This window comes from Aquirufa sp. A-Brett2-W8 (assembly GCF_054558755.1).
The window spans coordinates 96,771-121,791 of the sequence record NZ_JBPXKS010000006.1 but is presented as its reverse complement, the minus strand read 5'-3'; the positions used below and the strand labels follow the sequence as shown (position 1 = coordinate 121,791).

At 41.9% G+C, this 25,021-nt stretch carries 20 protein-coding genes; 11 read left to right on the top strand and 9 right to left on the bottom strand.

All coding sequences use genetic code 11. The features are described from left to right. Window positions 1-31 precede the first annotated feature (31 nt). Together rplQ and carA are read left to right on the top strand one after the other, a co-directional pair. On the top strand, window positions 32-715 hold the full coding sequence (rplQ, locus tag ACST13_RS06905; protein WP_459522477.1) for a 50S ribosomal protein L17: 684 nt from the start codon (window positions 32-34) through the stop codon (window positions 713-715). 95 nt (window positions 716-810) lie between these two features. Next, window positions 811-1,911 carry a glutamine-hydrolyzing carbamoyl-phosphate synthase small subunit gene (gene carA, locus ACST13_RS06900; RefSeq protein WP_459522476.1) on the top strand — a complete coding sequence of 367 codons (1,101 nt, stop codon included), beginning with the start codon at window positions 811-813 and terminating at the stop codon, window positions 1,909-1,911. Window positions 1,912-1,940: 29 nt separating this feature from the next. Here carA and ACST13_RS06895 read toward each other — a convergent pair whose 3' ends face one another. Genes ACST13_RS06895 through ACST13_RS06885 form a run of 3 tightly spaced genes read right to left on the bottom strand, consistent with a single transcriptional unit; the run spans window position 1,941 to window position 4,492 of the window. Continuing rightward, window positions 1,941-3,353 (bottom strand): TonB-dependent receptor, encoded by a 1,413-nt coding sequence (locus tag ACST13_RS06895; RefSeq protein ID WP_459522475.1) that lies wholly within the window; start codon window positions 3,351-3,353, stop codon window positions 1,941-1,943. Window positions 3,354-3,411: 58 nt separating this feature from the next. Next, window positions 3,412-4,263 carry an N-acetylglucosamine kinase gene (locus ACST13_RS06890; protein WP_459522474.1) on the bottom strand — a complete coding sequence of 284 codons (852 nt, stop codon included), beginning with the start codon at window positions 4,261-4,263 and terminating at the stop codon, window positions 3,412-3,414. A gap of 1 nt (window position 4,264) precedes the next feature. Then, the gene (locus ACST13_RS06885) at window positions 4,265-4,492 is read right to left on the bottom strand and encodes a cytochrome b5 domain-containing protein (RefSeq protein WP_459458214.1); all 228 of its coding nucleotides are present in this window, start codon (window positions 4,490-4,492) and stop codon (window positions 4,265-4,267) included. Between the two features lie 83 nt (window positions 4,493-4,575). Between ACST13_RS06885 and ACST13_RS06880 the strand changes: the two genes are divergently transcribed. From ACST13_RS06880 to ACST13_RS06870, 3 genes are all read left to right on the top strand, one after another. Further along, complete coding sequence (locus ACST13_RS06880; RefSeq protein ID WP_459522473.1) at window positions 4,576-5,058, top strand: hypothetical protein; 483 nt, start codon at window positions 4,576-4,578, stop codon at window positions 5,056-5,058. 48 nt (window positions 5,059-5,106) lie between these two features. Next, the gene (gene thiL, locus ACST13_RS06875; RefSeq protein ID WP_459522472.1) at window positions 5,107-6,132 is read left to right on the top strand and encodes a thiamine-phosphate kinase; all 1,026 of its coding nucleotides are present in this window, start codon (window positions 5,107-5,109) and stop codon (window positions 6,130-6,132) included. 112 nt (window positions 6,133-6,244) lie between these two features. Continuing rightward, on the top strand, window positions 6,245-8,161 hold the full coding sequence (locus tag ACST13_RS06870; RefSeq protein WP_459522471.1) for a polysaccharide biosynthesis protein: 1,917 nt from the start codon (window positions 6,245-6,247) through the stop codon (window positions 8,159-8,161). Here the strand turns inward: ACST13_RS06870 and ACST13_RS06865 are convergent. Then, on the bottom strand, window positions 8,158-8,775 hold the full coding sequence (locus tag ACST13_RS06865) for a phosphatase PAP2-related protein (protein WP_459522470.1): 618 nt from the start codon (window positions 8,773-8,775) through the stop codon (window positions 8,158-8,160). The two genes, ACST13_RS06870 and ACST13_RS06865, sit on opposite strands and share 4 nt — an antisense overlap. A gap of 58 nt (window positions 8,776-8,833) precedes the next feature. Between ACST13_RS06865 and msrA the strand changes: the two genes are divergently transcribed. Beyond that, a complete protein-coding gene (msrA, locus tag ACST13_RS06860) occupies window positions 8,834-9,493 on the top strand; it encodes a peptide-methionine (S)-S-oxide reductase MsrA (RefSeq protein WP_459522469.1) in 660 nt (219 codons plus the stop codon). Here msrA and ACST13_RS06855 read toward each other — a convergent pair. Beyond that, on the bottom strand, window positions 9,490-12,195 hold the full coding sequence (locus ACST13_RS06855; protein WP_459522468.1) for a putative LPS assembly protein LptD: 2,706 nt from the start codon (window positions 12,193-12,195) through the stop codon (window positions 9,490-9,492). The two genes, msrA and ACST13_RS06855, sit on opposite strands and share 4 nt — an antisense overlap. A gap of 90 nt (window positions 12,196-12,285) precedes the next feature. Between ACST13_RS06855 and ACST13_RS06850 the strand changes: the two genes are divergently transcribed. From ACST13_RS06850 to ACST13_RS06835, 4 genes are read left to right on the top strand one after another with little or no spacing between them, the layout of a single operon-like run. Beyond that, a complete protein-coding gene (locus tag ACST13_RS06850) occupies window positions 12,286-13,083 on the top strand; it encodes an N-acetylmuramoyl-L-alanine amidase family protein (RefSeq protein WP_459522467.1) in 798 nt (265 codons plus the stop codon). 5 nt (window positions 13,084-13,088) lie between these two features. Further along, entirely contained in the window at window positions 13,089-14,036 is a 948-nt protein-coding gene (locus tag ACST13_RS06845) for an MlaD family protein (protein ID WP_459522466.1), read from the top strand. 3 nt (window positions 14,037-14,039) lie between these two features. Further along, entirely contained in the window at window positions 14,040-14,861 is an 822-nt protein-coding gene (gene prmA, locus ACST13_RS06840; protein ID WP_459522465.1) for a 50S ribosomal protein L11 methyltransferase, read from the top strand. A 47-nt stretch (window positions 14,862-14,908) separates the two neighbouring features. Then, on the top strand, window positions 14,909-17,845 hold the full coding sequence (locus tag ACST13_RS06835; protein ID WP_459522464.1) for a DEAD/DEAH box helicase: 2,937 nt from the start codon (window positions 14,909-14,911) through the stop codon (window positions 17,843-17,845). Here ACST13_RS06835 and ACST13_RS06830 read toward each other — a convergent pair. After that, on the bottom strand, window positions 17,837-18,502 hold the full coding sequence (locus tag ACST13_RS06830) for a metal-dependent transcriptional regulator (protein ID WP_459522463.1): 666 nt from the start codon (window positions 18,500-18,502) through the stop codon (window positions 17,837-17,839). The genes ACST13_RS06835 and ACST13_RS06830 overlap by 9 nt on opposite strands. A 71-nt stretch (window positions 18,503-18,573) precedes the next feature. Here ACST13_RS06830 and ACST13_RS06825 point away from each other — a divergent pair, with 71 nt between their 5' ends. After that, window positions 18,574-19,896, top strand: coding sequence for an Nramp family divalent metal transporter (locus tag ACST13_RS06825; RefSeq protein WP_459522462.1), 1,323 nt, complete (start codon window positions 18,574-18,576; stop codon window positions 19,894-19,896). On the opposite strand, the gene ribD is transcribed toward ACST13_RS06825, so the two are convergent. Genes ribD through ACST13_RS06810 form a run of 3 tightly spaced genes read right to left on the bottom strand, consistent with a single transcriptional unit; the run spans window position 19,844 to window position 24,990 of the window. Then, a complete protein-coding gene (gene ribD, locus ACST13_RS06820) occupies window positions 19,844-20,827 on the bottom strand; it encodes a bifunctional diaminohydroxyphosphoribosylaminopyrimidine deaminase/5-amino-6-(5-phosphoribosylamino)uracil reductase RibD (protein ID WP_459522461.1) in 984 nt (327 codons plus the stop codon). The two genes, ACST13_RS06825 and ribD, sit on opposite strands and share 53 nt — an antisense overlap. After that, window positions 20,817-23,891, bottom strand: coding sequence for an efflux RND transporter permease subunit (locus tag ACST13_RS06815; RefSeq protein WP_459522460.1), 3,075 nt, complete (start codon window positions 23,889-23,891; stop codon window positions 20,817-20,819). Before ACST13_RS06815 ends, ribD begins: the two co-directional genes overlap by 11 nt. A gap of 7 nt (window positions 23,892-23,898) precedes the next feature. After that, window positions 23,899-24,990, bottom strand: coding sequence for an efflux RND transporter periplasmic adaptor subunit (locus ACST13_RS06810; protein ID WP_459522459.1), 1,092 nt, complete (start codon window positions 24,988-24,990; stop codon window positions 23,899-23,901). Window positions 24,991-25,021 lie beyond the last annotated feature (31 nt).

Here is a 25,021-nt window from a genome sequence, read left to right as displayed (position 1 = left end):
CGCAAGAGCTTTTAACTTACGAAATAACACAATGAGACACGGTAAAAAATTTAATCACCTAGGAAGAACGGCTTCACATAGAGCTGCTTTGTTATCTAACATGGCATCTTCTTTGATCTTGCACAAACGCATCCAAACTACAGTTGCAAAAGCAAAGGAATTACGTAAATACGTAGAGCCAATGATCACAAAATCAAAAACAGATAGCACAAACAATCGTCGTGTTGTATTCTCTTATTTACAAAGTAAGGATGCAATAAAAGAATTGTTCTCTATCGTTTCTGAGAAAGTAGCGAATCGTCCAGGTGGATATACACGTATTATCAAGTTAGGTAATCGTTTAGGTGATAACGCAGAAATGTGCTTCATTGAATTAGTTGACTTCAACGAAACAATGTTAGCTGCATCAGCGGAGAAAGCGGGTAAAACTCGTCGTAGCCGTCGTGGTGGCGCTGCAAAAGCAACGGAAACAACGGAAGCTACGGCTCCAGTTGTAGTTCCGGTAGCTGCTGCTGAGCAACCATCTGCTGAAGTAATTGAAGAAGCACCAGTAGCAGAGGTAGTAGCTGAAGAGGCTGCACCAGAGGTGGCTGAAGAAGAAGCTCCAGTAGCGGAGGTTGTAGCTGAAGAGGCAGCACCAGAAGTAACTGAAGAAGAAGCTCCAGAAGCACCAGCAACTGAGGAGTCCACTGAAGAAAAAGGAGAAGACGCTTAATCTTTCTCTTATTATTTTTTAAAGGGCTTCAACTTTCCGTTGAAGCCCTTTTTTTAGGCAATAAGGATTTGACCCATATTTTATAACAGCATATTATGAGATTTACTGAGTCCACACCAGCAGTTTTACTTTTACAAGACGGAACTATTTTCCACGGGAAAGCACTAGGAAAAATAGGAACTCACGGAGGTGAGATCTGTTTTAACACCGGTATGACGGGTTACCAAGAAATTTATACTGATCCGTCTTATGCAGGTCAGGTGATTATTAATACAACAGCACACATCGGTAATTATGGTGTGATGAATACAGAGGAAGCGGAATCCCATCAGGTCCAAATCGCCGGCATAGTTTGTAATGAATTCTCCAGTATTCACTCCCGTGAAACAGCAGATGGTTCGTTGCAGGATTATTTAGCGAATGCGGGAATTGTTGGAATCTCAGGGATTGATACCCGCGCTTTGGTTCGTCACATTCGTACGAAGGGTGTAATGAATTGCTTAATCTCGTCAGAAATATTTGATGAAGCAGCCTTACAAGCGGCGCTTGCTAAAATCCCTTCCATGGAAGGTTTAGAGTTATCTTCACAAGTTTGTACTCAGGAAGCCTATTTCATAGGGGATGAGAAAGCAGAGCGCAAGGTCGCTGTGTTAGATTTAGGCGTGAAGAAAAGCATATTAAGCAATATTGCGGAGCGAGGATGCTACTTAAAAGTATTCCCAGCGAAGACGTCTTATACAGAAATTGCAGCTTGGAATCCAGATGGCTTCTTTGTTTCAAATGGTCCAGGGGATCCAGCGGTGATGTCTTATGCGATTGATACGGTGGCAGAGTTCTTGAAGAGCGATAAGCCTGTTTTTGGGATTTGTTTAGGACACCAAATCTTAGCACAAGTAGTAGGCCTACGTACCTACAAAATGCATAATGGACACCGTGGATTAAATCATCCCGTGAAGAACCTGATTTCAGGTCTTTCCGAAATCACGTCACAAAATCACGGTTTTGCGGTCAAGATGGACGAATTAAAGTCCTCTGATCAAGCAGAATTAACGCACATTAACCTGAATGACCAAACAGTCGAAGGTCTTCGTGTGAAAGGTCGCAAAGCCTTCTCGGTACAACATCACCCAGAAGCAAGCCCAGGACCACATGATTCACGTTATCTTTTTGATCAGTTTATCGATCTAATGAAATAAAAAAAAGCCCTGAGAGATCAGGGCTTTTTTTAAGAGGCTTTATAGCCAAAGAGCGAATTCTCTTTGATCATTTTGGAAACCGATTTCGGTACAAATTGTACCCATTCGTCCGTTCCAGATTGAATCATTTCTAACACTTGATCGGTGCGAATATTCATTAGTTTCTCATCGTAATTTTTGATTTCGGCTAATTTCTCATTGTCGATCAAATACTGGAATAGTCCTTGAAGATGACCTTCTGGTTTGAAATTTTTCAATTGAACAATCTCGCCAGTGGACGAAACAGTCGGGTAGAGGTATAATTTTATTTTCATTCCGAACAAACACCCGAAAGCGCTCATAATCCCACCCGGCACATCTTTATAATGATTTTCTTCGAAAATATATTCTAAATTAGGCATACCCATCACTAGGGCCATTTTTAATTTAGAAAATTTGCTTAAGTAGTCAACTAATTTGAAGTACTCGTGGAAGTTAGAAATTAATACGGTTTGGCCTAATGAACAAAGAATATCCACGCGATCTAAGAAGTCTTTCTCGTCGATTTTGTGCGTCTCATTTTCTAAACTTTTCAGCGTTAATTCAGACAATACGCAGATTTTATCATCGTCCACGTCTGGTTCTTGCTCAAACTGAGTAAGGCCCTTCTTTAACATGTCTGAGAAGATGTTCGTTACAGGACGGAAACGACCACGAACAGCTACGATATGTTTTTTAGCCAAAGCATCATAAGGCTGCATCACCTTTCCATCTGGACCAAAAACCGCGGCCATCGTATAGCCGTGCTTCACTAAATTAAGGGACATTAAGCGATTATCCACCTCTTTAAAGTCTGGACCCTCGAAGCGAATCATGTCGATCTCGATACGGTCTTTGTTTAAATCATCTAAAAGAGATAATAATAACTTCTCTGGATTTTCGTAATAATTATAGCATCCATACAATAGATTCACGCCAATAACCCCTAGAGCCTGCTGTTGTAAAATATTATCGTTATCCAGCATATTGACGTGAATAACCACATCGTTAAATCCCCCATTCGGAGTTAACTGAAAACGTAATCCGATCCAGCCGTGGGCGTCATTTGTCTTTTGGAAATTCAAGGCAGAAACCGTGTCTGCGAAGGCAAAAAAGCGTTTCTCTGCTGCAGATTCTGTCAAACGGACATTCAATAATTTGAATTCCCGATTTAACATTTTCATTAATCGTGTTTCGCACACATATTTGCCTGAAGCCTCTTCCCCATAAATGGCATCCGAAAATGCCATATCATAGGCTGAAATCGTTTTTGCAATAGTTCCAGACGCTCCACCGGCTTTGAAGAAATTAGCAGCCACATCTTGACCCGCACCGATCTCCGCGAAAGAGCCGTAAATACTGCGGTCTAAATTAACCTGTAGTGCTTTTTGCTTTGTTCCTATGGATTTAATATGTGATGTCATAGGTAGTGTTTTAAGTTTGTTGTCTTAGGCTTTTTAGCTTGTAGTGCAATTTACGAATTTATGGCCAAAACTCCCCTTTGTGATACAAGCAAAGTCCCGCCATCGGCCCCTCGCTGATGTGCCCTAGCTTCAATCCACTTTTCTTCATCACCTTTTTCAAGATGTCAGAATAGTAAAAGGCAACCGAGCCAGTGAAGTGAAAAATAGACGCCTCCTGATATCGCTTCAAGTATAATGTAATAAAGGATTCGAATGATTCTTCGATTAACGAATAACAAAAGGCCTCTTTTCGATGGTCAAATAAGAACTTTGAAAAACTAGCAAACCAGCGGTTTGGGAAAGCTTGTTTATAGGCCTTATCTAAAACCGTCAGACGATCTAACTCGCCAAACCTCTTTTCAAATACGGTCCGCAATTCCAAAGGCATGTGTCCGTGCAAATAACTCAAAACAAGGCTTTTCCCTAAATGGCCGCCACTTCCCTCATCCCCTAACCAAAATCCCAATGGAGGTATTTGTGCTGAAATTTGTGCACCATCCCAAAATCCTGAATTGGATCCAGTCCCTAAAATACAAGCTATACCCGCCTCTTTACCACAAAGTGATCTAGCCGCAGCGATCAAGTCATTTTGGATTTCAAGTGTGCAGCTGCTGGGAAAATAGGGCCTAAATGCCTCTGCAATAATCTCCCGCTGAGCGTCGCCCGTTACTCCGGTTCCATAATAATATACAGCTTGAATCGCGACTCCTATAAAACCAGATAACACCTTTTCTTGTGAAGTCTTAATTTCAGCAGAGGTCTCATAGTAGGGATTTATTCCAGCACTAAGGAAGCTATCGTAGGCAGATGTTGGATCCTTTATCAGTCTCCAAGCCGTTTTAGTCGAACCACTCTCAACGATTAAAATCATATTATGCTAGAATTCCGATGGGGGTAAATTTCTCAAAGACTTTCTCTGAATGAGGGGCATCTGCTAGCTCAGGTGTTAAGTCCTGACCCGCCCAATGCTCATAATGTTTGCCGTTTTTCCACAGTTTGGAATGCGTCATATCATAAATGAGCCCCTGAAAGGCGACCCAAATCTCAGGCTTATCCTGCCCATTTCTGAGAGCTAACTGTCCGCGAGTATATGTCTTCATATTTTACACGAAGCTAAAAAAAAAGGGCCAAAGACCATTTTTTTAAGAAAGATTTTTAATTTTACATCACAATACAAATTTCTATGAAACAATTCATTGTCTTTTTGTTTGCTATCTCCGTGATGGCATGTAGTGGCGGAGGGGATCCGGCTCCTACACCTACTCCACCACCTACACCTACGGTGAGTGTGGCCACATTAGTAAAGAAAGCGTGGACCGCCAGCTCAGCGCAGTGGGATGGTGTAGTAAAATACGATAAAACAAGTACTTCGAACGTAGTTCAAGGCTATTCTCAATATAAGTTAGATTTATCTACGGCTGGATCAGTTACCTTGACTGAATTTGACGGTAAAATATTCACAGGCACCTACACCGTGGCAACGGATGGTCTAAGTTTGACATTAAATGGATTGACTAGTGCTGATGGAGCACCTACAGGAACTGGTGGAACGATCATTTACACGATTTTAGCTACACCTACAGCAACAGGACTTAGCCTTCAACAAACAACGGCTTACGTAAAAGCGAGCAGTGCCATTGTTAAATTGGCTTTAGTTAATCCTTAATTAGAATTAATCAAATCAGAGCCGTCCTCGTGACGGCTTTTTTGTTATATGGAAAAGAGAACAGAAATCGGAGAAATAGGGGAGTTTGGTTTAATTAATCACCTGGCCGCACAATTTGTAGAGAAGCAGGCTTGGACAGATGTAGGTATTGGCGACGATACAGCTGTGTTAGATCCGAAGGGGAATAAGGTGGTAACGACGACTGAATTGTTGATTGAAGGCGTACACTTTGATTTAGCCTATACTCCATTGCAACATTTAGGTTTTAAGGCGGTTTCTGTGGTCTTATCTGATATCGCAGCGATGAATGCGATTCCTGCTCAAATCACGATTGGTTTAGGCTTAAGCAATCGTTTTTCAGTTGAATCAGTCGATGCGCTTTACGAAGGAATAAAATTAGCCTGTGAAGAATACAAAGTAGACCTTGTAGGAGGTGACACGACTTCTAGCCCTCAGGGTTTAATTATAGCCATGAATGCCACGGGAGTGGTAGAGGAGGAGAAATTAGTGAAGCGAAATGGGGCTAAAGAGAATGATGTACTTTGTGTTTCGGGCGATTTAGGTGCCGCATTGATGGGATTGCATTCGTTAGAAAGAGAGAAACAGGTGTTCTTATCTAATCCTGAAATGCAGCCGGAATTAGAGGGTAAAAGCTATGTCGTTTTACGACAGCTAAAACCGATGGCTCGTTTTGATATCATTCACGAATTAAGAGATTTAGGCGTTATTCCTACCTCGATGATCGATTGTTCGGATGGATTAGCCTCAGAAATTATTCATTTATGTAATGCCTCAGGCTTGGGTGCTCGAATTTTTGAGAAAAATATTCCGATTGATGACGAGACTTATCTTTCAGCTACCGAATTTAATCTGAGCCCATTAACGGCCGCCCTTAATGGAGGGGAGGATTATGAACTATTATTCACCGTTTCTCAGGAGGATTTTCCCAAAGTAGAGAAGATCGCAGACGTCACCGCGATCGGATATATGACTAATATGACTAAAGAACGGGTAATGGTCATGAAATCAGATGCAATCGTCGATTTAACGGCTCCGGGCTTCGGTAAAGCTTAGCCATTGGTCTACAAAATCAGCCGTTTGATAAATTTTAGGTAGTTTATGTTATATAATTGGTAATTTTGAATGTTGGGAATTGCCTGATATTTTTTTACGAGAAGATAATAACATGACGAAGTCGTCCTTCATCCGGAAATATTCGAATCGCTTTCTTTCGAGATGGCTGGTATTAGTCTTTGATTCATTCATTGTACTCTTCTCATTTTCCATTGCGACTTTACTAAGAATGAATTTCCAGTTGTCGGAAATTGATTTCTCCATATTTGCGTCTCAGCTTGTTTTTATCTTAGGATTACGCCTTTTGGCCTTCTTGTATTTCCAATCTTATGCGGGAATTATACGACATACGAGTATTGAAGATGCGATTTTAATCTTAAAAGCCGTCTTCGTTGGATCATTTGCTGCGGTTTTAGTTTCGGGGTTTATTCGAAATACCTTAGGATTTGAACATGTCTTTAATTTGTCGGCTTCCATATTAATTATCGATTTCTTTATTTGTTTATTCTGGATGATTATTCTTCGCTTTTTTGTGAAGAGTTTCTATGAATCCTTTATAAATCAATTTAAGCCTACCATAGGCGTTTTAATCTATGGTGCAGGTTATACAGGAATGTTGACAAAGAATGTTTTCCAAACAGATCGCAGCACGAATTATAAAATTCTAGGTTTTATTGACGACAATGAGTCTAAGATTGGTAAGACGATCGAAGGTATTAAGGTCTATAGCTTGCCAGAGGTTTTGGATAAGTTTGTGGGATCAAATGATGGTTTAGAAGTTATTATGGCCATCAATAATATGTCTGCTAAGTCGAAACGTAAAATTTCAGATATCTTCTTGGATCGCGGCGTTATCGTAAAAGCTTTACCTCCCGTAGATAAATGGGTAGAGGGAGAGTTTGCTATGAATCAAATTCACAACGTGAAGATTGAAGACCTTTTAGGTCGTGAGGTGATTCAGATGAACAATAAGCGCATAGGCGATGAGATTTCGGGGAAGGTCATTTTAGTGACTGGTGCTGCGGGATCTATTGGTAGTGAAATTGTTCGTCAATTAATTGCTTATTTCCCTGCTAAGTTGGTTTTAGTCGATCAAGGTGAATCTCCATTATATGATTTGGAATATGAATTAGCTGGTAAAGTGCCTGCTAACGTGCAGTTAATAGTGAATGTAGCAGACGTATCAGACACGCGACGTGTTAGTAAGATTTTTAAAATACACCGTCCTGATATAATTTTCCATGCTGCGGCCTATAAACACGTTCCTTTGATGGAAAATAATCCTTATGAGGCTATTAAGACAAATGTGATAGGTACCCGGATTTTAGCTGAGCTAGCTTCTGAATTGGGGGTCGAAAAATTTGTCATGGTTTCCACGGATAAGGCGGTGAATCCAACGAATGTGATGGGAGCGACGAAGCGTTTAGCAGAGATGTATACGCAGTCAATGAATCAACTGGAAGGAGTTAAGACCAAGTTTATTGCGACGCGTTTTGGCAATGTATTAGGGTCTAATGGATCCATAATTCCGTTGTTTAAGAAGCAAATTGAGCGAGGTGGACCAGTGACAGTGACCCATCCGGAGATTACGCGGTATTTTATGACCATACCGGAGGCGTGCGAACTCGTTTTAGAGGCGGCTACGATGGGTCAAGGCGGCGAAGTTTTCGTCTTTGATATGGGAGAGTCGGTCAAGATTATTGACCTAGCAAAGAAGATGATTACGCTAAGTGGATTACGAGTTGATAAGGATATTGAGATTCGGTATACGGGTTTACGTCCGGGCGAAAAATTATATGAAGAGTTATTAAATAACGACGAAAATACACTTCCGACGCACCATCCTAAGATCTTAGTGGCAGAAGTAAATACGCCGTCTTACGCTTATATGGAAGTGGCGACGAACGAATTAAACCTCTTGCTATCCAGCGGAGACAATAATTCAATGGTAGCGAAAATCAAGGAGATGATTCCGGAATACAAATCAAATAATTCGATATTTGAGACCTTAGATAAGAAATCGTCTTAACTAATTACACTCTTTTTAACGATCCAGATAGCCGCTAAGGTAAATAGCGGAGCAGCGATTACGTCCACACCATAATGAACGTGTTGGATTAACAATAAGCTAATGAGGACAAAACTGAGTCCGACAGCTGCCCATCTCTCCTTTGAGGTAGGTAAAAAAAAGCAAACAAATACCATCGTGGCCGTATGTCCCGAAAAGAACAGGTCTTTTGTGATGGCTAGATTATCCCCATAGATGAACATTTCAGCGAGGGGATCATGTAAATCCACTAGGCCAATGGGCGGTTCTAAAGCGACTAAATAGATTGATATAAAGCGAAATGCCGTCTCTAGATTAAATGCCCAGGCAAACCAAAGAAATTTTTTGGGCTCATGCAACAAGCGATATAATAGGTAAATAACGGAAATATAGATAATCCCAAAAATCAAGTAGGAAACATTTAGCGCCGGAATTGCGTTAAGTAATGGATCGTTCCACTGAACGCCTTTTCTTAATTGGATCCATTGGAAATAATTATCCGCCTTGATTGGAAAGATAGAGAATACGGCCAAAGCTCCTACGAATTGTAGGGCGAAGGTTCGATTTTTAAAGGCAGCTTTCCAGGATTGTTTCAAGTTTGAATGAAAATTAGGTAATTTAGGAAGCGAAATTAGTGCTAAAAAATAAAATAAGATGAAAAAGATCTCAAAAATTACAGTTTTTGTGTTGAGCATCATCACGAGCGCTTTTCATTTTTCTTGTGGCAGTGCCACAGAAGAAAATGCAAACAAGAAGATTAAACAGACAAATAATATGGATCAGAAACTAGAGAAAATAACTTTTGGAGCGGGATGCTTCTGGTGCGTGGAGGCCGTTTTTCAACGCGTAAAAGGGGTGAAAGCAGTTAACTCAGGTTATATGGGCGGAAAGATGAAGAATCCGACCTACCGGGAAGTTTGTTCTGGTTTGACGGGTCATGCGGAGGTTTGTCAATTAAATTATGATCCGAAGGAAGTGAGTGTGGCTACGTTGCTGGAGATTTTTTGGCAAACACATGATCCCACTACATTGAATAGACAAGGAGCAGATGCGGGAACGCAATACCGTAGCGCGGTGTTTTTCCATACGCCTGAGCAGCAAAAAGAGGCGGATGCCTGGAAGCAAAAATTGAATGATTCACATGTTTTCCCGAATCCAATCGTAACGGAGATTACAGCTGCATCGGAGTTCTATGTGGCAGACGACTACCACCAGAATTATTTCAATGAGAATGGGACGGAGCCTTATTGCCAGATCGTTATTAAACCGAAGATGGATAAGTTTTTAAAGGCCTTTAAATCAAAATTAAACTAGAATCCACCTTTATCGTAGAAACTACGCCGGCGGGAAAGTTTTAAATCCTGCAAAAGGGTTGATTTAACCCGGAGATCGAAGGAATAATTACTTGAACGGCCATAGAACGGACTTGCTATCGGAGTCCAGTTGAAATTCATTTCCCAGCAATGTAGGTCGCGGTGCACGGACATATTCGTGTAGGTCAGGCCTTTGTATTTAAAGTCAAAACCGGAGGTTACCGAGAATTTCCATTTCTCGGAAAGACTTAGGTCCCCTTGGAAACTAAGTCCACTGATGTTTTGGGGTGAAGCTAAACCGGTCTTGTTCATGCTATATTGATAGGAGAAAGAGAAATTCCAAGGCACATTCCAGTCGACATAGTCGTCTAGATTTCGGTTTATTTGGTTCATTTGTGCCTCGCTAGCATTTTTATTTTCTTTTGGCTTAGGCTTTCCTGCTGAGAAACGACGGCCTAAAGAGAAGTTAAAACCTTGTAAACGGGCTAATCCAGCCCCTTGGCTAAACATATAGTCAGGCGTTCTTCGTCCAATATCGAAAAATAGGGGATCAGCCACATAGAGATACGGATCGAAACTTCCACCCATATTAATGTCAAAATCTTTCACACGGGAGGCGAGGTTAAAGCCGATATTGGAGAGGGCGTATTCTTTGGCAAGTAAATTATAACTACCGTTCAAACCGAAATTATCCAATATCCGTACCTTTTCTGTTAGCACACTAGCGGTGTCTGACTTAGTTTTTAACTTCGCCTCTAGCGTATTTTGGATGCCAAAAGAAATCGCCCCCGAGGCACCCCCATAACTCATTGTACGTGGATCAAAAGTGCTGATTCGCCGAATATCGCCTATTTGCTCCTTGCCATCCGTATTGATGAATTTCCGATTATTGATACGCACATCTTGGAAATACCCTAAACTTGGATCAGAGTTATCAGGCGTATAGCTTAAACTAACCGACGGAACTACTGTGTGTCGGATAGCTTCTAAACGACCCTTTTTGAAACGTAATGTCCCAAATAAACGCGTATTCATGCTCGCTGAAAATGCAATCTGCGAATTGAATTTAGGTAAACCTCCCACGGTATCGATGCGGACTGTCGAATCAGCAGGGACATACGTATATTTATAGGATCTAGTATACATATTACCAGACCAAGAAACGCCTGGAGTCAAGTTGATATGTTTCGTTAATTTCAGGTTAGGTAACGATAAAGGAATGCTATAATTAAATTTCGTTTGGGCCTTTTCCCACAGAATCGGAAGCGTACTCGCATCCACCGGAATCACCCCTGCCGGCACATCGTCAGCTCCCGTGGGAATAAAGGGTCTTTGAATGGTTCCTCTAAGTGAATTGGAAGAACGCGGATAGACGTCAAATTCGTAACGCGTGTAGGGATCGCCTATTTGGTTCGTCATTGAAATACCTCCAGAAAAATCTAAACCGACACGAAATTGATCAATGAATCGATCCCCTAAAGAGTTTTTCTTTTTGAAGGGTTGTATTTGGTTTAGGCCAAAGTTAAAATCCGTTCCAGCATCGAAAACTCGAGTACTTGTATTTTGGTTGATTCTAAGGTTAATGCTGGTGCGGACTGTCTGTCCAAAATTACGGGAATACTGCACCGATGAACCGATCGTATTCGACAGGTATTGCTGTGTATTAAACGTATTGAATTGATTGTATGAATTGGAGGCGATGTTAACGGAAGCCGAGAAACTTGAATTTCCTGAGCTGCGTGGCGCATGAGACCATTGCAAGGCAAAGTCGGTCCGCTTTGTCGGGGCAAATTCATCCCCATTCGTATTGCGATTGAAGGCTAAATTAAAGCTTCCCGTATACCGGTAACGCTTATTATATTGCGAATTAGCACCTAGTCCCCAGCCACCTTTGGAGTATATTTGGCCCGTAAATCGTACCCCAATATTTTCACTAGCTGCCCAATAATACCCCCCCTCGCGTAAATAGAATCCACGGCCATTTGGCTCTTCTCCATAGGTAGGCATGATAATACCTGATTTTCCGGCTTCTTTAGGCTGGGAATAGGGAAAAAAGCCAAAAGGTAAGCCAATAGGCAATGGAATATCATTTAATTCAAAGTGAAAGGGGCCGGAGATGATCTCTTTTTTACCCACCACCTTGATCTTACTAGCCTTTATGTGAAAGTGAGGATGCGTTAAATTACAGGTGGTATAAATGGCATTTCGAATGTATAGGTTCTCTTCCTCGTCTTTTTTGACATTTTTACCTTGCACAAATCCCTCTCCTTGTTGTGTGACAATACCTTTAATGATGGCCCGCTTTGTCTTGAAATTATAGCGTATTTCGTCTGAATCGTATTTATCACTTCCCTGCAGAAAGACTGGAAGTCCGATCATTTTTTTAGTTAGCGTATCCTTAGTTCCGATCGCGTAGACTTCATTTTTTGCCCAATCGAGGCGTATATAATTAGCTTCGAGAGAGATTTCTCCGTATTTGACTTTGGCACCTCCATATAGATTCACTACTTGTGCATCTGCGTCTAAGATCGTAGAGTCTACGGCAGAATAGTAAACCGTAGTCTGCAAATTAGCGGCCGTATCTTTCGGGATGGATTTTTGTAAAGTATCCGTCGAAATTACCCGCTGTGCTTTCGCTTCTGAAAGAGAAGAAAAAAGGAGGAGCAGGGTAATAAAAAGGTAATATGTGGATTTCTTTACCAAATGGAATTTAAAAATTATATTTGTACTTATAAATACAAGCCTACAAAATTACATCTTTGCTTGTTATCAACGTATAACAATTAGAAAATAATGTTTAATCAGATAAAATCTATCGGTTTATTTTTCTCGCTGGGTTTATTGCTGACAGCATGGATGCCTAGCGGCATTCAGAAAACGGATAATAAGAATAAGATCAAAGTGGTTTGCTTAGATGCGGGCCACGGAGGTAAAGATCCGGGATGTTTGGGTCCTAAAGGGTCTCATGAAGGAATTGTAACCTTGCATATTATTCAGGAGTTAGGGAGGAAGCTAAAAGCAGCTCATCCGGATTTGAAGATTATTTATACGCGTGATACGGATACATTTATTGAATTGAACGAACGAGCGAATATTGCTAATCGAAATAAAGCGGATCTTTTTATTTCCGTGCATTGCAATGCGGCGGCGAATAAAAATGCGTATGGAACGGAAACCTATACCATGGGTTTGCATAAAACAGATGGTAATTTGAACGTAGCGAAGCGAGAGAACTCCGTTATCTTACAAGAGAAGGACTATCAGAAGACTTATGATGGTTTTGATCCGAGCTCTCCGCTGGCGCATATTATGATGGCGAATTACCAAAGTGCTTTTATGGCGAGCTCGGTAAAATTCGCTTCGAAAGTGGAAGAGCAGTTTACGAAGACCTATCAACGTAAGAGTTTTGGCGTGAAGCAGGCCGGTTTTTTAGTTATCTGGCGAACGGCGATGCCTAGTGTTCTCGTAGAAACGGGATTTTTAACGAACCCAGAGGAAGAGAATTATTTAACTTCCTCCACAGGTCAATCAGAGGTAGCGACGGCAATTGCCACTGCCTTTAAAGCTTATAAAGAAGAAATAGAAAAATAGATACGATGCTTAAAAGCAATGAATTGAAAGTAGGGTTTTTGGCACTATTAGCCTTTTTAATCCTTTATTTCGGATTTAATTTTCTGAAAGGGAATGATATATTCTCATCGGCTCGTATCTATTATGTAGAATACGAGAATGTAGATGGCTTGATGGTTTCTAATCAAGTGATGATAAATGGTATCGAAGTAGGAAAGGTGAAGAAAGTGGAAATTCAACCCTCTAAGTCCAATAGAATTTTAGTCACCCTTCGCCTTAGCCAGGATATGGTGATTCCTGATAAAACAGTTGCGGTTCTATCTGATGGAGCGCTTTTAGGCGGAAAAATAATTCGCTTGCGTCTAGAGGGCAAGGGAAATTTAGCAGAGGAGACCCTTTTAAAAGGCGAAACAGAGGTAGGCTTAACCACCTTATTGAAAGAACGTGCGATTCCTGTGATTGCTAATGCCGATTCGCTTTTAGTTTCCTTTCGTCAAATTTCTACTAAGTTTGACAATACAGGAACCTACCTGAATACCTTGTTGAAAACATCGAATGAAACGGTGTCGAATCTGAATGGATCGGTGAATGGCATTGTAGCTGATAATCGGGCGAATATTGCTCAGATTTCTTCCAATATGAAGACTTTGTCATCAGACTTAATGGAAACCGAGAAGCAATTGCGCCCTTTATTAACAAAGTTCAATTCGGTGGCTGATTCGTTACAAGCACTAAGGTTAGGTAAGACTTTGAAAGAAGTCGATGCTGCGGTCATTTCGCTGAAGAAGATTGTGCAAGGTTTAGAGCGTGGCGAAGGCACGGCGGGTAAATTGATTAAGAATGATAGCCTATATGTAGGTTTAAATAAAACACTCGTTGATCTAGATAAGCTATTGCTTGACTTCAGATTACAGCCGAAACGGTATATTGGCATTTCCGTTTTTGGAAAGAAAAACACCCCTCCTTCTAATTAATCTATGTCTACGATTCAAGTGAAAATTACAGCCAGTCCTGAGCTGTCTGATATTTTAGTCGCTGAACTGAGCGAAATTCAATTCGATATTTTCGAAGATGCTGATTCGGGGGTAATTGCTTATTGCCCTGAAGTGGATTTTTCTGTGGAGGCTTTAGCGGAGATTATGTCCCGCTATGGTTTAGAAACCTACGAAACTAATCGAATTGAGAAGCAAAACTGGAATGAAGTATGGGAAAGTAATTATGATCCTATTCGAATCGAGGACTTAGTGTTGATTCGCGCCAGTTTTCATCCGTCTGAGCCTGGTTTTCAGGTAGAGTTAGTCATTAATCCTAAAATGTCTTTTGGAACGGGTCACCACGAAACGACTTCGCTGATGGCGAAAGCTTTGTTCGATGTGGATATAACGGATAAAAGTGTTTTAGATGCAGGAACGGGTACGGGTCTATTGGCTTTTGTGGCAAAGAAACGTGGTGCGGGATTCGTGCGCGGCTTTGATATCGACGAATGGTCAGTAGAGAATTCTATCGAAAATGCCGGCTTAAATGCTTGCGAAGAGATTCCATTCGTGCTGGGAACTATCCTTGAAGAGGATGAGACCACGTATGATGTATTATTAGCCAATATTAATCGAAATATCTTATTAGCAGAAATGGCGGAGTATGCTGTGCGCATTAAGCCAGGTGGCCTACTTTTCTTGAGTGGTTTCTACACCGAAGACATTCCACTTTTATTGGAATCCGCTGAAAAGCAGCAACTTAATTTAATTTCTCAATCATCAAAAAACAACTGGGCTTGCTTGCAATTGAGAAAAAAACCTTAATTTTAAAGGTTTGACTCTTGTAATCCGGAAAATCGGATGTTTTTAAAATGAAAATAGCTCCTAACAAACCTTTCAAGGTTGTTTATTCTTTATTGTCTCACGAATGCCTCGGGTACTTATTCGAAGTCTTTGTGGTGCAATTAAATGAGAAGGGAGCTTTGACTTGGGAGTATCAAACGCTTACTTCTCGGAATTTCCATGAATTTGAACATTCGCTGGATGAGCGCGATCGCACTGCGGTAGGTTTGATCGAGAGTATGAAACCAATGGCGGTTTACGAGAAGTTCAATACTTCGAAGAGGAAGACGGTGGAGGAATTCTTTTTAAAGACGTTTGACGCGGAAAAAGGAGAAAAGGAAATTCAAGAGGCCGTCATGTCGGTAATTGAGAAGAAGAGGGGTCAGGTTTTTGGACTTATTTGTCCAGAAAAGACACTTTTTATCATGGGAAATGATGGAAATCCGATGCGTCAATCCGTTCAAATCGAAGCGGAGGCCGTAGATGTATTATTCCATTTTATGCGTAATGAGGAGAATACACACTATTTCCCTACGCTGAAATACCTAGGTAATAAATTAGAGTTCCAGCACAAGGAGGCGGTTGTTTTATGTGATGAACCGGCTTGGATGCTGATGAACCAGAAGTTATATCACTTCAATCCAGAATTAGAGGGCAAAAAATTGCGTCCTTTCTTGAATAAGAAGTTCGTGGCGATTCCCAAGAATATGGAGGAAGATTACTTCCGAAAATTCGTGAAGGCCATGGTCGCTCGCTACCCCGTATACGCGAAAGGTTTTGAGATTACAAATACCGAAAAGCCTGTTCAATTCTTGCTTTCTTATGGGCCCACAGCGCCTAAACTAGAGGATGAAGAGACTTTTAAAAAGAAGGCTGCCTTAGAAGCGGCTGATCGTTGGAATTTTGTGTTGTCCTTTCAATATGGCAATAATCGATTCCCTTGGGATGGTCTGTCGTCAGATGCGAATGTACTCTTTGAAAAGAAAGGGGACAGCTATGCTTTCCAAAAAATTATGCGTTCGCATGTGAAGGAAAAAAGAGCTTTCCAGCTTTTGAAAACCTTAGGGTTAAAGATGGAAAATGATGGTAGAGCTTCCATGCAACGTGGAGAGGCCGTTCAATGGTTAACTTCAAGTAAAGAAGCTCTCGATCAAGCAGGTTTTGTAGTTCAGTTTAAAGGGGATGGGCAAGCCCCACGTTATTTCCTCGGAAAGCCAGAAATCAATATTCGCATTGGTGAAAAATTAGATTGGTTTGATATTCAGGCGGTGATTTCTTTTGGGGAGTTCTTAATTCCTTTCTTGAAAATTCGTCAGCTCATCCTCCAAAAGAAGAAAGAATTTCATCTGCCGGATGGTTCTATCGCGATGATTCCGGATAACTGGTTCCATGATTACCAAGATTTATTCTATTTCTCAGAGACACGTCCCGGGGAAGAGGGTGTTTTCTTGCGTCGTCAGCATTATCAGCTAGTGCAGGAATGGGAGAATCAAGACCTAGTGAAGACGGCTTTACGCTCTAAAACGGTCAGTGATTTAACGCTTGAATCAAAAGAATATCCTATTCCTAAGAACTTTAAAGGAACCTTACGTCCGTACCAATTAGATGGTTATCGCTGGATGCGCACGCGTCAGGCGGCTGGTTTAGGCGCCTGTTTGGCGGATGATATGGGTCTAGGTAAAACGGTACAGACACTTTGCTTATTACAGAGTTTGAAGGAACAAGGGGAGACCTTGCCTACCTTACTAGTGATGCCTACCTCCTTGTTATATAACTGGGAGATGGAGGCGAAGAAATTTACGCCTCAACTACGTGTTTTAGTCTATAGTGGACCTCAAAGGGAGAAGCTGCAGGCTCAGATCGGTAAAGTTGATTTACTTCTTTGCTCTTTTGGAATGGTGCGATCTGACATTGAATGGTTCGAAAAGCAAGCCTTTTCGTATGTCATTTTAGATGAGTCGCAGGCGATTAAGAATCCGATGGCGAATATTACCAAAGCCGTTCAAAAACTAAATGCTAAATTCCGTCTCGTCATGACGGGAACTCCGCTGGAGAATTCGACGATGGATCTTTGGTCCCAAATGAATTTTGTCAACACCGGCTTACTCGGAACGCAGCGCTATTTTAAAGATCATTTCCAATTGCCTATCGAAAAGAAGGCGGATATGGAGAAGAAAAAACGGCTATACTTCTTAATTAAGCCCTATTTATTACGTCGCGAGAAGCGTCAAGTGGCCGCGGATTTACCAGCTAAAATGGAATCAGTGACTTATTGCTCGATGACCGAGGAGCAGGAACGTTTGTACGATAAGACGAAATCGTTCTATCGGGATGTTTTATTGAAGCAGATTAAGGACGAAGGTTTACAGAAATCTCGATTCTCCGTATTGCAAGGTCTCACGAAATTGCGCCAGCTCGCGAATCATCCATTGCTTTGCGAGGAGGGTTATACAGGTGATTCTGGTAAGATGGAAGCTGTTTTAGAGAAATTAGAAACAGTATTAGAGCAACATCACAAAGTGTTAATCTTTAGTCAGTTTGTACAGCACCTGAACTTGATTAAAAAGGCTTTAGATGAGCGCGGTATTGCATACGCCTATTTAGATGGTAGTACGCTTGACCGGAAGGGCCAGGTGGAGAGTTTCCAAAAAGACGATGGTCAATCGGTTTTCCTTATTTCCTTAAAGGCGGGTGGTGTAGGCTTGAACTTGACAGCGGCTGATTACGTTTTCTTATTAGACCCGTGGTGGAATCCAGCGGCAGAAGCTCAGGCCATTGACCGGGCACACCGAATCGGCCAAAAGAAAACGGTATTCACCTATAAATTCATTTCGAAAGAAACGGTGGAAGAGAAAATTCTGGCCTTGCAGCAACGCAAGAAGGATTTAGCCTCCGAATTAGTCACGTCAGACGAGAGTATCTTACGCGCCTTGAGCGAGGACGAGGTACTCGATTTATTAAGCTAAAATCTTAACGAGAATATTTTTAGCCACTTCATGACTGATGAAGATGGGTTCTGCGTCATTGATGGAGACGAAAATAGATCGATCAAATTCATTTATCTCTTTAATATCTAGTTTTGCTCCCAGACTCAAATGCAGCTTTGTTAGCAATTGTAAGAATACCGCAGAATCTTGAGCCACTCCCATTAATTTACAGGTTTTGTTTGCCTTGATTTCGGATAAGTGAGAATAGGCTAATTCTGGTAAAACGCCTTCTTTGTTCGGAATAGGGTCACCATGCGGATCGGTTTTAGGGAATCCGAGGTACTCATCTAATTTGTTGACTAAATCATCGGATTCGATGTGCTCTAATTGTTCCGCGATTTCATGCACTTCATCCCAGTTAAAACCCATTTTATCGACTAAGAATACTTCCCAAAGTCGGTGCTTCCGCACAATGGATAACGCAATCTTTTCTCCCGTAGGACTCAAGCGCACGCCTTGGTATTTCTGGTAATTCACCCAACCCTTTTCGGCTAATTTGCGTAACATATCCGTAACGGAGGCTGCTTTCGTTTGCATTAGCTCTGCAACGGCATTGGTCGAAATCTCTTCAGATGTTGCTTCTGAGAGGCGGTGAATGACCTTTAGGTAGTTTTCTTCTGTAAATGAAATTGCCATAGGGCAAATATAGTAAATTAAATTTTTAGGTTAATCTAAAAAATATTTTTAAATTTGTTAAAATTTAAATTATGTCGAGTCCTTGGCGTTCTAGTCCTAAAATGAAATCCCTCTCCGAAGTGTTTGGGACAATACCCGTGCCCACGGGGAATGGTTTCTGGAAGAATTTGCGTGCCTTTATGGGACCTGGTTTTTTAGTCGCAGTAGGCTATATGGATCCAGGAAACTGGGCAACGGATTTAGCTGGTGGCGCTTCGTTCGGCTATACTCTTCTTTCGGTTATCCTTGTTTCGAGCATCTTTGCCATCATTTTACAACACTTAGCCTTAAAACTAGGGGTGGCCTCAGGTCGTGATTTAGCACAAGCCTGCGGGGATGCTTTTTCGAAGCCGGTCGCCATCTTTTTATGGTTCGTCTGTGAAATAGCCATTGCCGCTTGTGATTTAGCGGAGGTGATTGGATCGGCGCTAGCCTTGCAATTGCTTTTTGGGATTCCGATTCTAGCTGGAATTGTGATCACGATATTAGACGTCTTTTTGATTTTATATTTCCAAAACAAAGGCTTCAAGGTCATTGAATCCATCGTTTTATCCTTACTCATCGTCATCGTTTGCTGTTTTGCCTACGAACTATTTATTTCGCAGCCTTCCATGTCGGGCATCATGGCCGGCCTTGTTCCGCAATCATCCGTCGTGATGAACCCGAGTCAACTGTATGTGGCGATTGGAATTTTAGGGGCAACGGTGATGCCACATAATCTGTATCTGCATTCGAGTATCGTGCAGACGCGTGCCATCAAAGATACGGAGGAGGATAAAGAGAAGGCCATTAAATTCGCCACTTGGGATTCTACCTTATCACTTGGATTAGCCTTTTTTATTAATGCAGGGATATTGATTTTAGCCGCCGCCGCCTTTCATGGAAATAACTTACAACATGTGGCGGATATCCGGGATGCCTATCAATTATTGGATCCGGTTTTGGGGAGTAAATTAGCGAGCATCTTGTTTGCTGTTGCCTTATTAGCTTCAGGCCAAAATGCTACCTTAACCGGAACCCTAGCTGGCCAAATCGTCATGGAAGGATTCCTCGATTTACGAATTGCTCCATGGCTTCGTCGCCTCATCACTCGATTGATCGCCATTATTCCCGCCTTTTTTATTACCTGGATTTATGGGGAATCGAAGATAGGGGAGCTGCTAGTCTTTTCTCAAGTCGTCCTATCGATGCAATTAAGCTTTGCCGTGATTCCTTTAGTACTTTTCACGGGGGATAAGCAGAAGATGGGAAAATTTGCGAATTCGGCGCTTTTGCAGGGAATCGTTTGGGCGATTACTGCGATTATTTTAGGCCTGAATATGTACCTGCTGGCTCAGGTGTTAGGATTCCTTTAAACCAAGTGTCGTCACCTAAGTAATCGATAGCTCTCCATTTAACAGCTAGTTTAGGTTCAGGAATTCCTTCTCCTATCGATTTTGGACTTCTGATTTTCCAAATTTCATCTACTAGCCCGTCCGCAAATAATCGCTCCATAGTTTTGGCGCCGCCCTCTACGAGGATGGATTGAATTGGTAAGGACGCTATTTCCGCGGATGATTGCAAAACTAGGGTTTCTCCGCCATCTTGTTGGACTTTTGCCGTTAAGGGCATTCTGCCAGACGGATCTACTACAATCCGTATCGGATTTGCTCCTTTCACTAGTCGAGTTGTTAACGAAGGGTCATCGTTGATGATGGTTTGGACACCCACTAATATACCCTGGTGCTCTGCGCGCATTTGATGTACGCGAATAGCGGATAATTCAGTAGAAAGTTGAACTGGCACTCCTGCAAGACCTGCGATGAAACCATCAGCGGAGCAAGCGTATTTGAAGGTAATATAGGGTCTTTTTAGGCGAAAAAAAGTAAAGAAATGGCGGTTAATCCATTCGCCTTTTTCGGCTAGTAAGCCTATGTGGCAGGTGATGCCTGCGGTTTCTAATGCGGAGACTCCTTTCCCCGCTACTAGTGGATTGGGGTCTAGATTTGCGATATAGACTTCTTTGATGCCGGATTGAATGAGTAAATCAGCACAGGGAGGAGTTTTGCCAAAGTGGGAACAAGGTTCAAGTGTGACAAAGGCAGACGCGCCTTCAACCGATTCGGTGGCATGATGAATGGCATTTACCTCTGCATGTGGCCCACCATAGTGCTGGTGATAACCTTCGCCTAAAATGCAATCATTCTTTATGATGACGCAACCGACGAGTGGATTAGGTGCAACGCGCCCTGTGCCCAGTAAGGCTAGGTCGAAAGCGCGTTGCATCCAAATCTCTTTATTCAACATGTATTGGTTTGCGGTTACTCGATAAATAACTGTAAATCGCAGGAATGATGTATAGTGTCAAGGTAGTCGAGAATAACATACCACCTACTACGGCGATACCCATTGATACTCTACTTTGGGAACCAGAACCTAAAGCTAATGCGATGGGTAAAATACCAAGAATCGTACAAAGCGAGGTCATAATAATAGGACGGAAACGAGCTACAGCCGCTTCTTGAACCGCTTTTGTTTTTTCAGATCCAGACTCTTTTCGTTGGTTCGCAAATTCTACGATCAAAATACCATTCTTCGTGACCAATCCGATGAGTACGATGATACCGATTTGGGAGAAAATGTTCAAGGTTTGGCTGAAGTCCCAAAGCGTTAATAAGGCACCCGCCACCGCTAATGGAACGGTAAACAAGATGATAAATGGATCGATAAAGCTTTCGAATTGTGCCGAAAGGATTAAATAAATCAACAAAATCGCTAAAGCAAAGGCGAAAAGAAGGGAAGAGCTAGACTCTTTGAATTCCTTACTTTGGCCATCATACGCAGTAGAGAAAGAAACATCAAAAGTCTCTTTCGCTAATTTATCCATCTCATTCAATGCTTCACCTAAAGTAACTCCTTTTGCCATCTGCGCGGTCACCGTAGCGGCCACGTAGCGGTTATAGCGGAAGAGCTGCGGCGGCGTACTTTGCTCCGTGATCTTCACCAGGTTATCCAGCTGTATCAAATCCCCACGGTTGTTTTTCACGTAAAGAGATTTCAAATCGGAAACATCATTCCGCATCGGACGGTCGATTTGACCGATGATTTGGTATTGTTTTCCATCCATCACGAAATAGCCAAAACGTCTACCCGATAGACCTAATTGTAGGGTTGTAGCCACGTCTTGTATGGAAACTCCTAGGTTTTGGGCTTTATCACGGTTAATTTCTAGGCGTAGTTCAGGCTTCGTAAATTTCAAGTTGACATCTGCCACCTCGAACTTCGAACTCTCCCGAACTTTGGCCATAAACAAAGGAATATTCTTCTTCAAACTCTCGAATGTCGATGCCTGAATGACAAAGGCAACCGGTAAACCACCGCCACCACGCTGACCAGTGGATAAAGTGGGCTCCTGAATTAAGGTCGCGCGCGCTCCAGTGAATTTCTTAATCTTCGGTTGAATCGCATCCGCAATTTGTTGCTGCGTTCTTCGGGTTCCCGGATCCGCTAAAATAACACGCATACTTCCCGTATTCGAACCTCCATTTCCAAAAGGAGGGGAGGTGATCGAGTAAACGGCATAACGCTCATTTGCAGGAATTTCAGAGATTAAAAACTTAGCCATCTCATCCGTATAATTCAACATATACTCAAAAGTGGCGCCTTCCGGAGCTGTCGCATTAATACGAAGGCCACTCCTATCTTCTAAAGGGGCTAATTCTGATGGTATTGCCTCAAATTTAAACAACGCATAAATAATGCCAAATAAGGTGATCATAATCACCCAAGCCATCCAGCGAATTTTAATAAATGCGGCGAGGGAATCTTGGTAGCCTTTCGTTAAGGCGACAAAGAAAGGCTCAGTAACTGTATAGAACCAAGGTTTTGTATGACTTCCTTTCAATAAACGGGAACTCAACATCGGTGTCAAGGTTAAAGAAACAAAGGCAGAAATAATGACGGATCCCGCAACTACAATTCCAAATTCACGGAAAAGTCGACCCGTAATTCCTTGCAAGAAAATCACTGGCAAGAATACGGCGGCTAAGGTCACCGTAGTTGAAATGACTGCAAAATAGATCTCTTTCGAGCCTTCTATCGCGGCGTCCCAGGGACTTAGACCCTCCTCGATTTTGGTATAAATATTCTCTAAAACCACAATCGCGTCATCCACGACAAGTCCAATAGAAAGAACGATACCTAATAATGTTAACACGTTTACAGAGAAACCAGCCAAATACATAAAGAAGAATACGCCAATTAAGCTGACCGGAATGGCCGTCAAAGGAATAATCGTCGATCGCCAATCCCGTAAGAACAAGAAGATAATGATGGTTACCAATAATATCGCCATAAAGATGGTTTCTTGGACCTCTTCAATCGATTTACGTACATAGCGCGTATTATCGAAACCTTCTTTCATCTCCACATCTGCCGGCAAGGTCAAGCGAATTTGCTCCACTTTCTTGTGAATGGCATCTACGATTTCGATCTGATTCGAACCGGGTTGAGGAATTACTGCGATGGAAATCATCGGCTTTAAATCCCGCTTAAAGAAGGTCTTGTTGTTCTCTGGTGATAGTTCTGCTCTTCCCACATCCGAGAATTTTACCGAACGGTCCCCTTCTTCTTTGATGATCAAATTATTGAAATCTTCCTCCGTGGTCATACGACCCTGGGTTCTCACGGTTAACTCAGTATTAGCCCCTTCGATACTTCCAGAGGGTAACTCGATATTTTGTTTCGCAAGAGCAGAAACGATATCAGGTGCCGTTAAACGAAAGGAGGCCAAACGTTCCGGATCAATATGCAAACGCATCGCATATTTTTGCTCGCCCCATAATTGAACAGAACTAACTCCTGGGATGGTTTGGAATTTCTCCTTGATATTACGTGTCGCTAATTCATTTAATGAAAGAAGGTTCCGCGTGGAAGAGAATACATTAATATTATAAATCGGACCTGCATCAGCGTCCGCTTTCGCCACGATAGGAGGGTCCACGTCTTTAGGAAGCTGCCCCATCGAGCGAGATACGCGGTCACGCACGTCGTTCGCCGCATCCTCGATATTTACCGACAAATCAAACTCGACGGTGATACTCGACCGACCATCGCGGCTCGAGCTCGAGAGGGTACGAATACCAGCGATACCATTGATGGACTCCTCTAAAGGCTCCGTGATTTGGGATTCAATAATATCTGCATTTGCTCCAGTATAAGACGTTTGCACGTTTACTACGGGCGGATCTACGGAAGGATATTCCCGAACACCTAAATAGGTATATCCGATGATACCAAATACAATGATTGTAATGGACATCACAATCGCAAGTACCGGTCTTTTTATACTAATCTCTGAGAAAGATGCCATAGCTGGATTATTTTACGACTTCTTTGATTTCAATTTCACCATCTGGTTTCACTTGAAGGATACCGTTCGTAATCAAGGTGTCTCCGATCGCTAAACCATCTAAAATTTCTACGGTCTTTTCGCCGCGTGTTCCTAAAGTCACTTTAGTAGAAACAGATTTGCCGTTTTTTACTACATATACCTTACTGCCTCTCGCTTCAGGAATGACCGCTTCCGTCGGGATCAAAATCGCTGATCCTTTAGTTTTCAGAATTAAATTCACCTTCGCAAAGGCTCCAGGAACTAATTGATTACTTGGATTAGGAGCTTGTGCTCTAATTTGTAATGTACGTGTTTGAGGGTCGATTTTAGGATCAATCGCATACACACGACCTAAGAAAGTTTTATCCTCATTCTCCGTTTCGAACTCAATAGTACCTCCATTTTTTACTTGGGTGGCATATTTCGCCGGGATGGAGAATTCAATTTTCGCCGGATTCGTATTAGTTAAAGTCGCGATTTTCGTCGTGGGAGAGATATAACTTCCCATACTTATATAGCGAAAACCAATTCTTCCCGCAAACGGTGCGCGCAAAGTGGTTTTTAAGATTTGTGCTTTTAAATCTTCAATGTCTGCCGAAATCGTATTGACCGAGTTTACAGCAATATCATATTCGCGTTGCGAAATAGCTTCTTTTTGAAGAAGGATCTTTTGGCGAGCTTCATTATCCTCTGCTAATTTTTTATTGAAGCCAAGTTTACGTAGACGAGCCTGCAAATCGTCGTCATTAATTCGAAAAAGAACGGTGCCTTTCGCTACTACATCCCCCTCTTGAATATTCAATAAAATAATGCGTCCAGCGACCTCAGAACGTATTTCTACTTCTTCATTGGGCAGAATAGAGCCCGTCGAATTGATCATATCATCTAATCGTGTGGATTTAACGACGGTAACAATCACCGCGGTTTTGCCGCCTTTTCCCCCGGGGCCTCCTTTTTCTTTACCTTTTTCCTTCGTCTCAGCGGGGAAAAAAGTCTTTTTAATTTTGGGATAAAACGCTAATCCTAAGATCAAGGCAATGGTTAGTATAGACAGTAATGTCTTTGTTATTTTATTCATGGTAATAGGTTTACATACTAAGGTAATTAAA

Bases quoted from the DNA above. Each gene is read 5' to 3' on its own strand.
- ACST13_RS06880 (WP_459522473.1), top strand. From the start codon at position 4,576: ATGAAACAATTCATTGTCTTTTTGTTTGCTATCTCCGTGATGGCATGT.
- rplQ (WP_459522477.1), top strand. From the start codon at position 32: ATGAGACACGGTAAAAAATTTAATCACCTAGGAAGAACGGCTTCACAT.
- ACST13_RS06835 (WP_459522464.1), top strand. From the start codon at position 14,909: ATGAAAATAGCTCCTAACAAACCTTTCAAGGTTGTTTATTCTTTATTG.
- ACST13_RS06885 (WP_459458214.1), bottom strand. From the start codon at position 4,492: ATGAAGACATATACTCGCGGACAGTTAGCTCTCAGAAATGGGCAGGAT.
- prmA (WP_459522465.1), top strand. From the start codon at position 14,040: ATGTCTACGATTCAAGTGAAAATTACAGCCAGTCCTGAGCTGTCTGAT.
- ACST13_RS06850 (WP_459522467.1), top strand. From the start codon at position 12,286: ATGTTTAATCAGATAAAATCTATCGGTTTATTTTTCTCGCTGGGTTTA.
- thiL (WP_459522472.1), top strand. From the start codon at position 5,107: ATGGAAAAGAGAACAGAAATCGGAGAAATAGGGGAGTTTGGTTTAATT.
- msrA (WP_459522469.1), top strand. From the start codon at position 8,834: ATGAAAAAGATCTCAAAAATTACAGTTTTTGTGTTGAGCATCATCACG.
- ACST13_RS06830 (WP_459522463.1), bottom strand. From the start codon at position 18,502: ATGGCAATTTCATTTACAGAAGAAAACTACCTAAAGGTCATTCACCGC.
- ACST13_RS06815 (WP_459522460.1), bottom strand. From the start codon at position 23,891: ATGGCATCTTTCTCAGAGATTAGTATAAAAAGACCGGTACTTGCGATT.
- ACST13_RS06845 (WP_459522466.1), top strand. From the start codon at position 13,089: ATGCTTAAAAGCAATGAATTGAAAGTAGGGTTTTTGGCACTATTAGCC.
- ACST13_RS06895 (WP_459522475.1), bottom strand. From the start codon at position 3,353: ATGACATCACATATTAAATCCATAGGAACAAAGCAAAAAGCACTACAG.
- ACST13_RS06870 (WP_459522471.1), top strand. From the start codon at position 6,245: ATGACGAAGTCGTCCTTCATCCGGAAATATTCGAATCGCTTTCTTTCG.
- carA (WP_459522476.1), top strand. From the start codon at position 811: ATGAGATTTACTGAGTCCACACCAGCAGTTTTACTTTTACAAGACGGA.
- ribD (WP_459522461.1), bottom strand. From the start codon at position 20,827: ATGTTGAATAAAGAGATTTGGATGCAACGCGCTTTCGACCTAGCCTTA.
- ACST13_RS06810 (WP_459522459.1), bottom strand. From the start codon at position 24,990: ATGAATAAAATAACAAAGACATTACTGTCTATACTAACCATTGCCTTG.
- ACST13_RS06890 (WP_459522474.1), bottom strand. From the start codon at position 4,263: ATGATTTTAATCGTTGAGAGTGGTTCGACTAAAACGGCTTGGAGACTG.
- ACST13_RS06825 (WP_459522462.1), top strand. From the start codon at position 18,574: ATGTCGAGTCCTTGGCGTTCTAGTCCTAAAATGAAATCCCTCTCCGAA.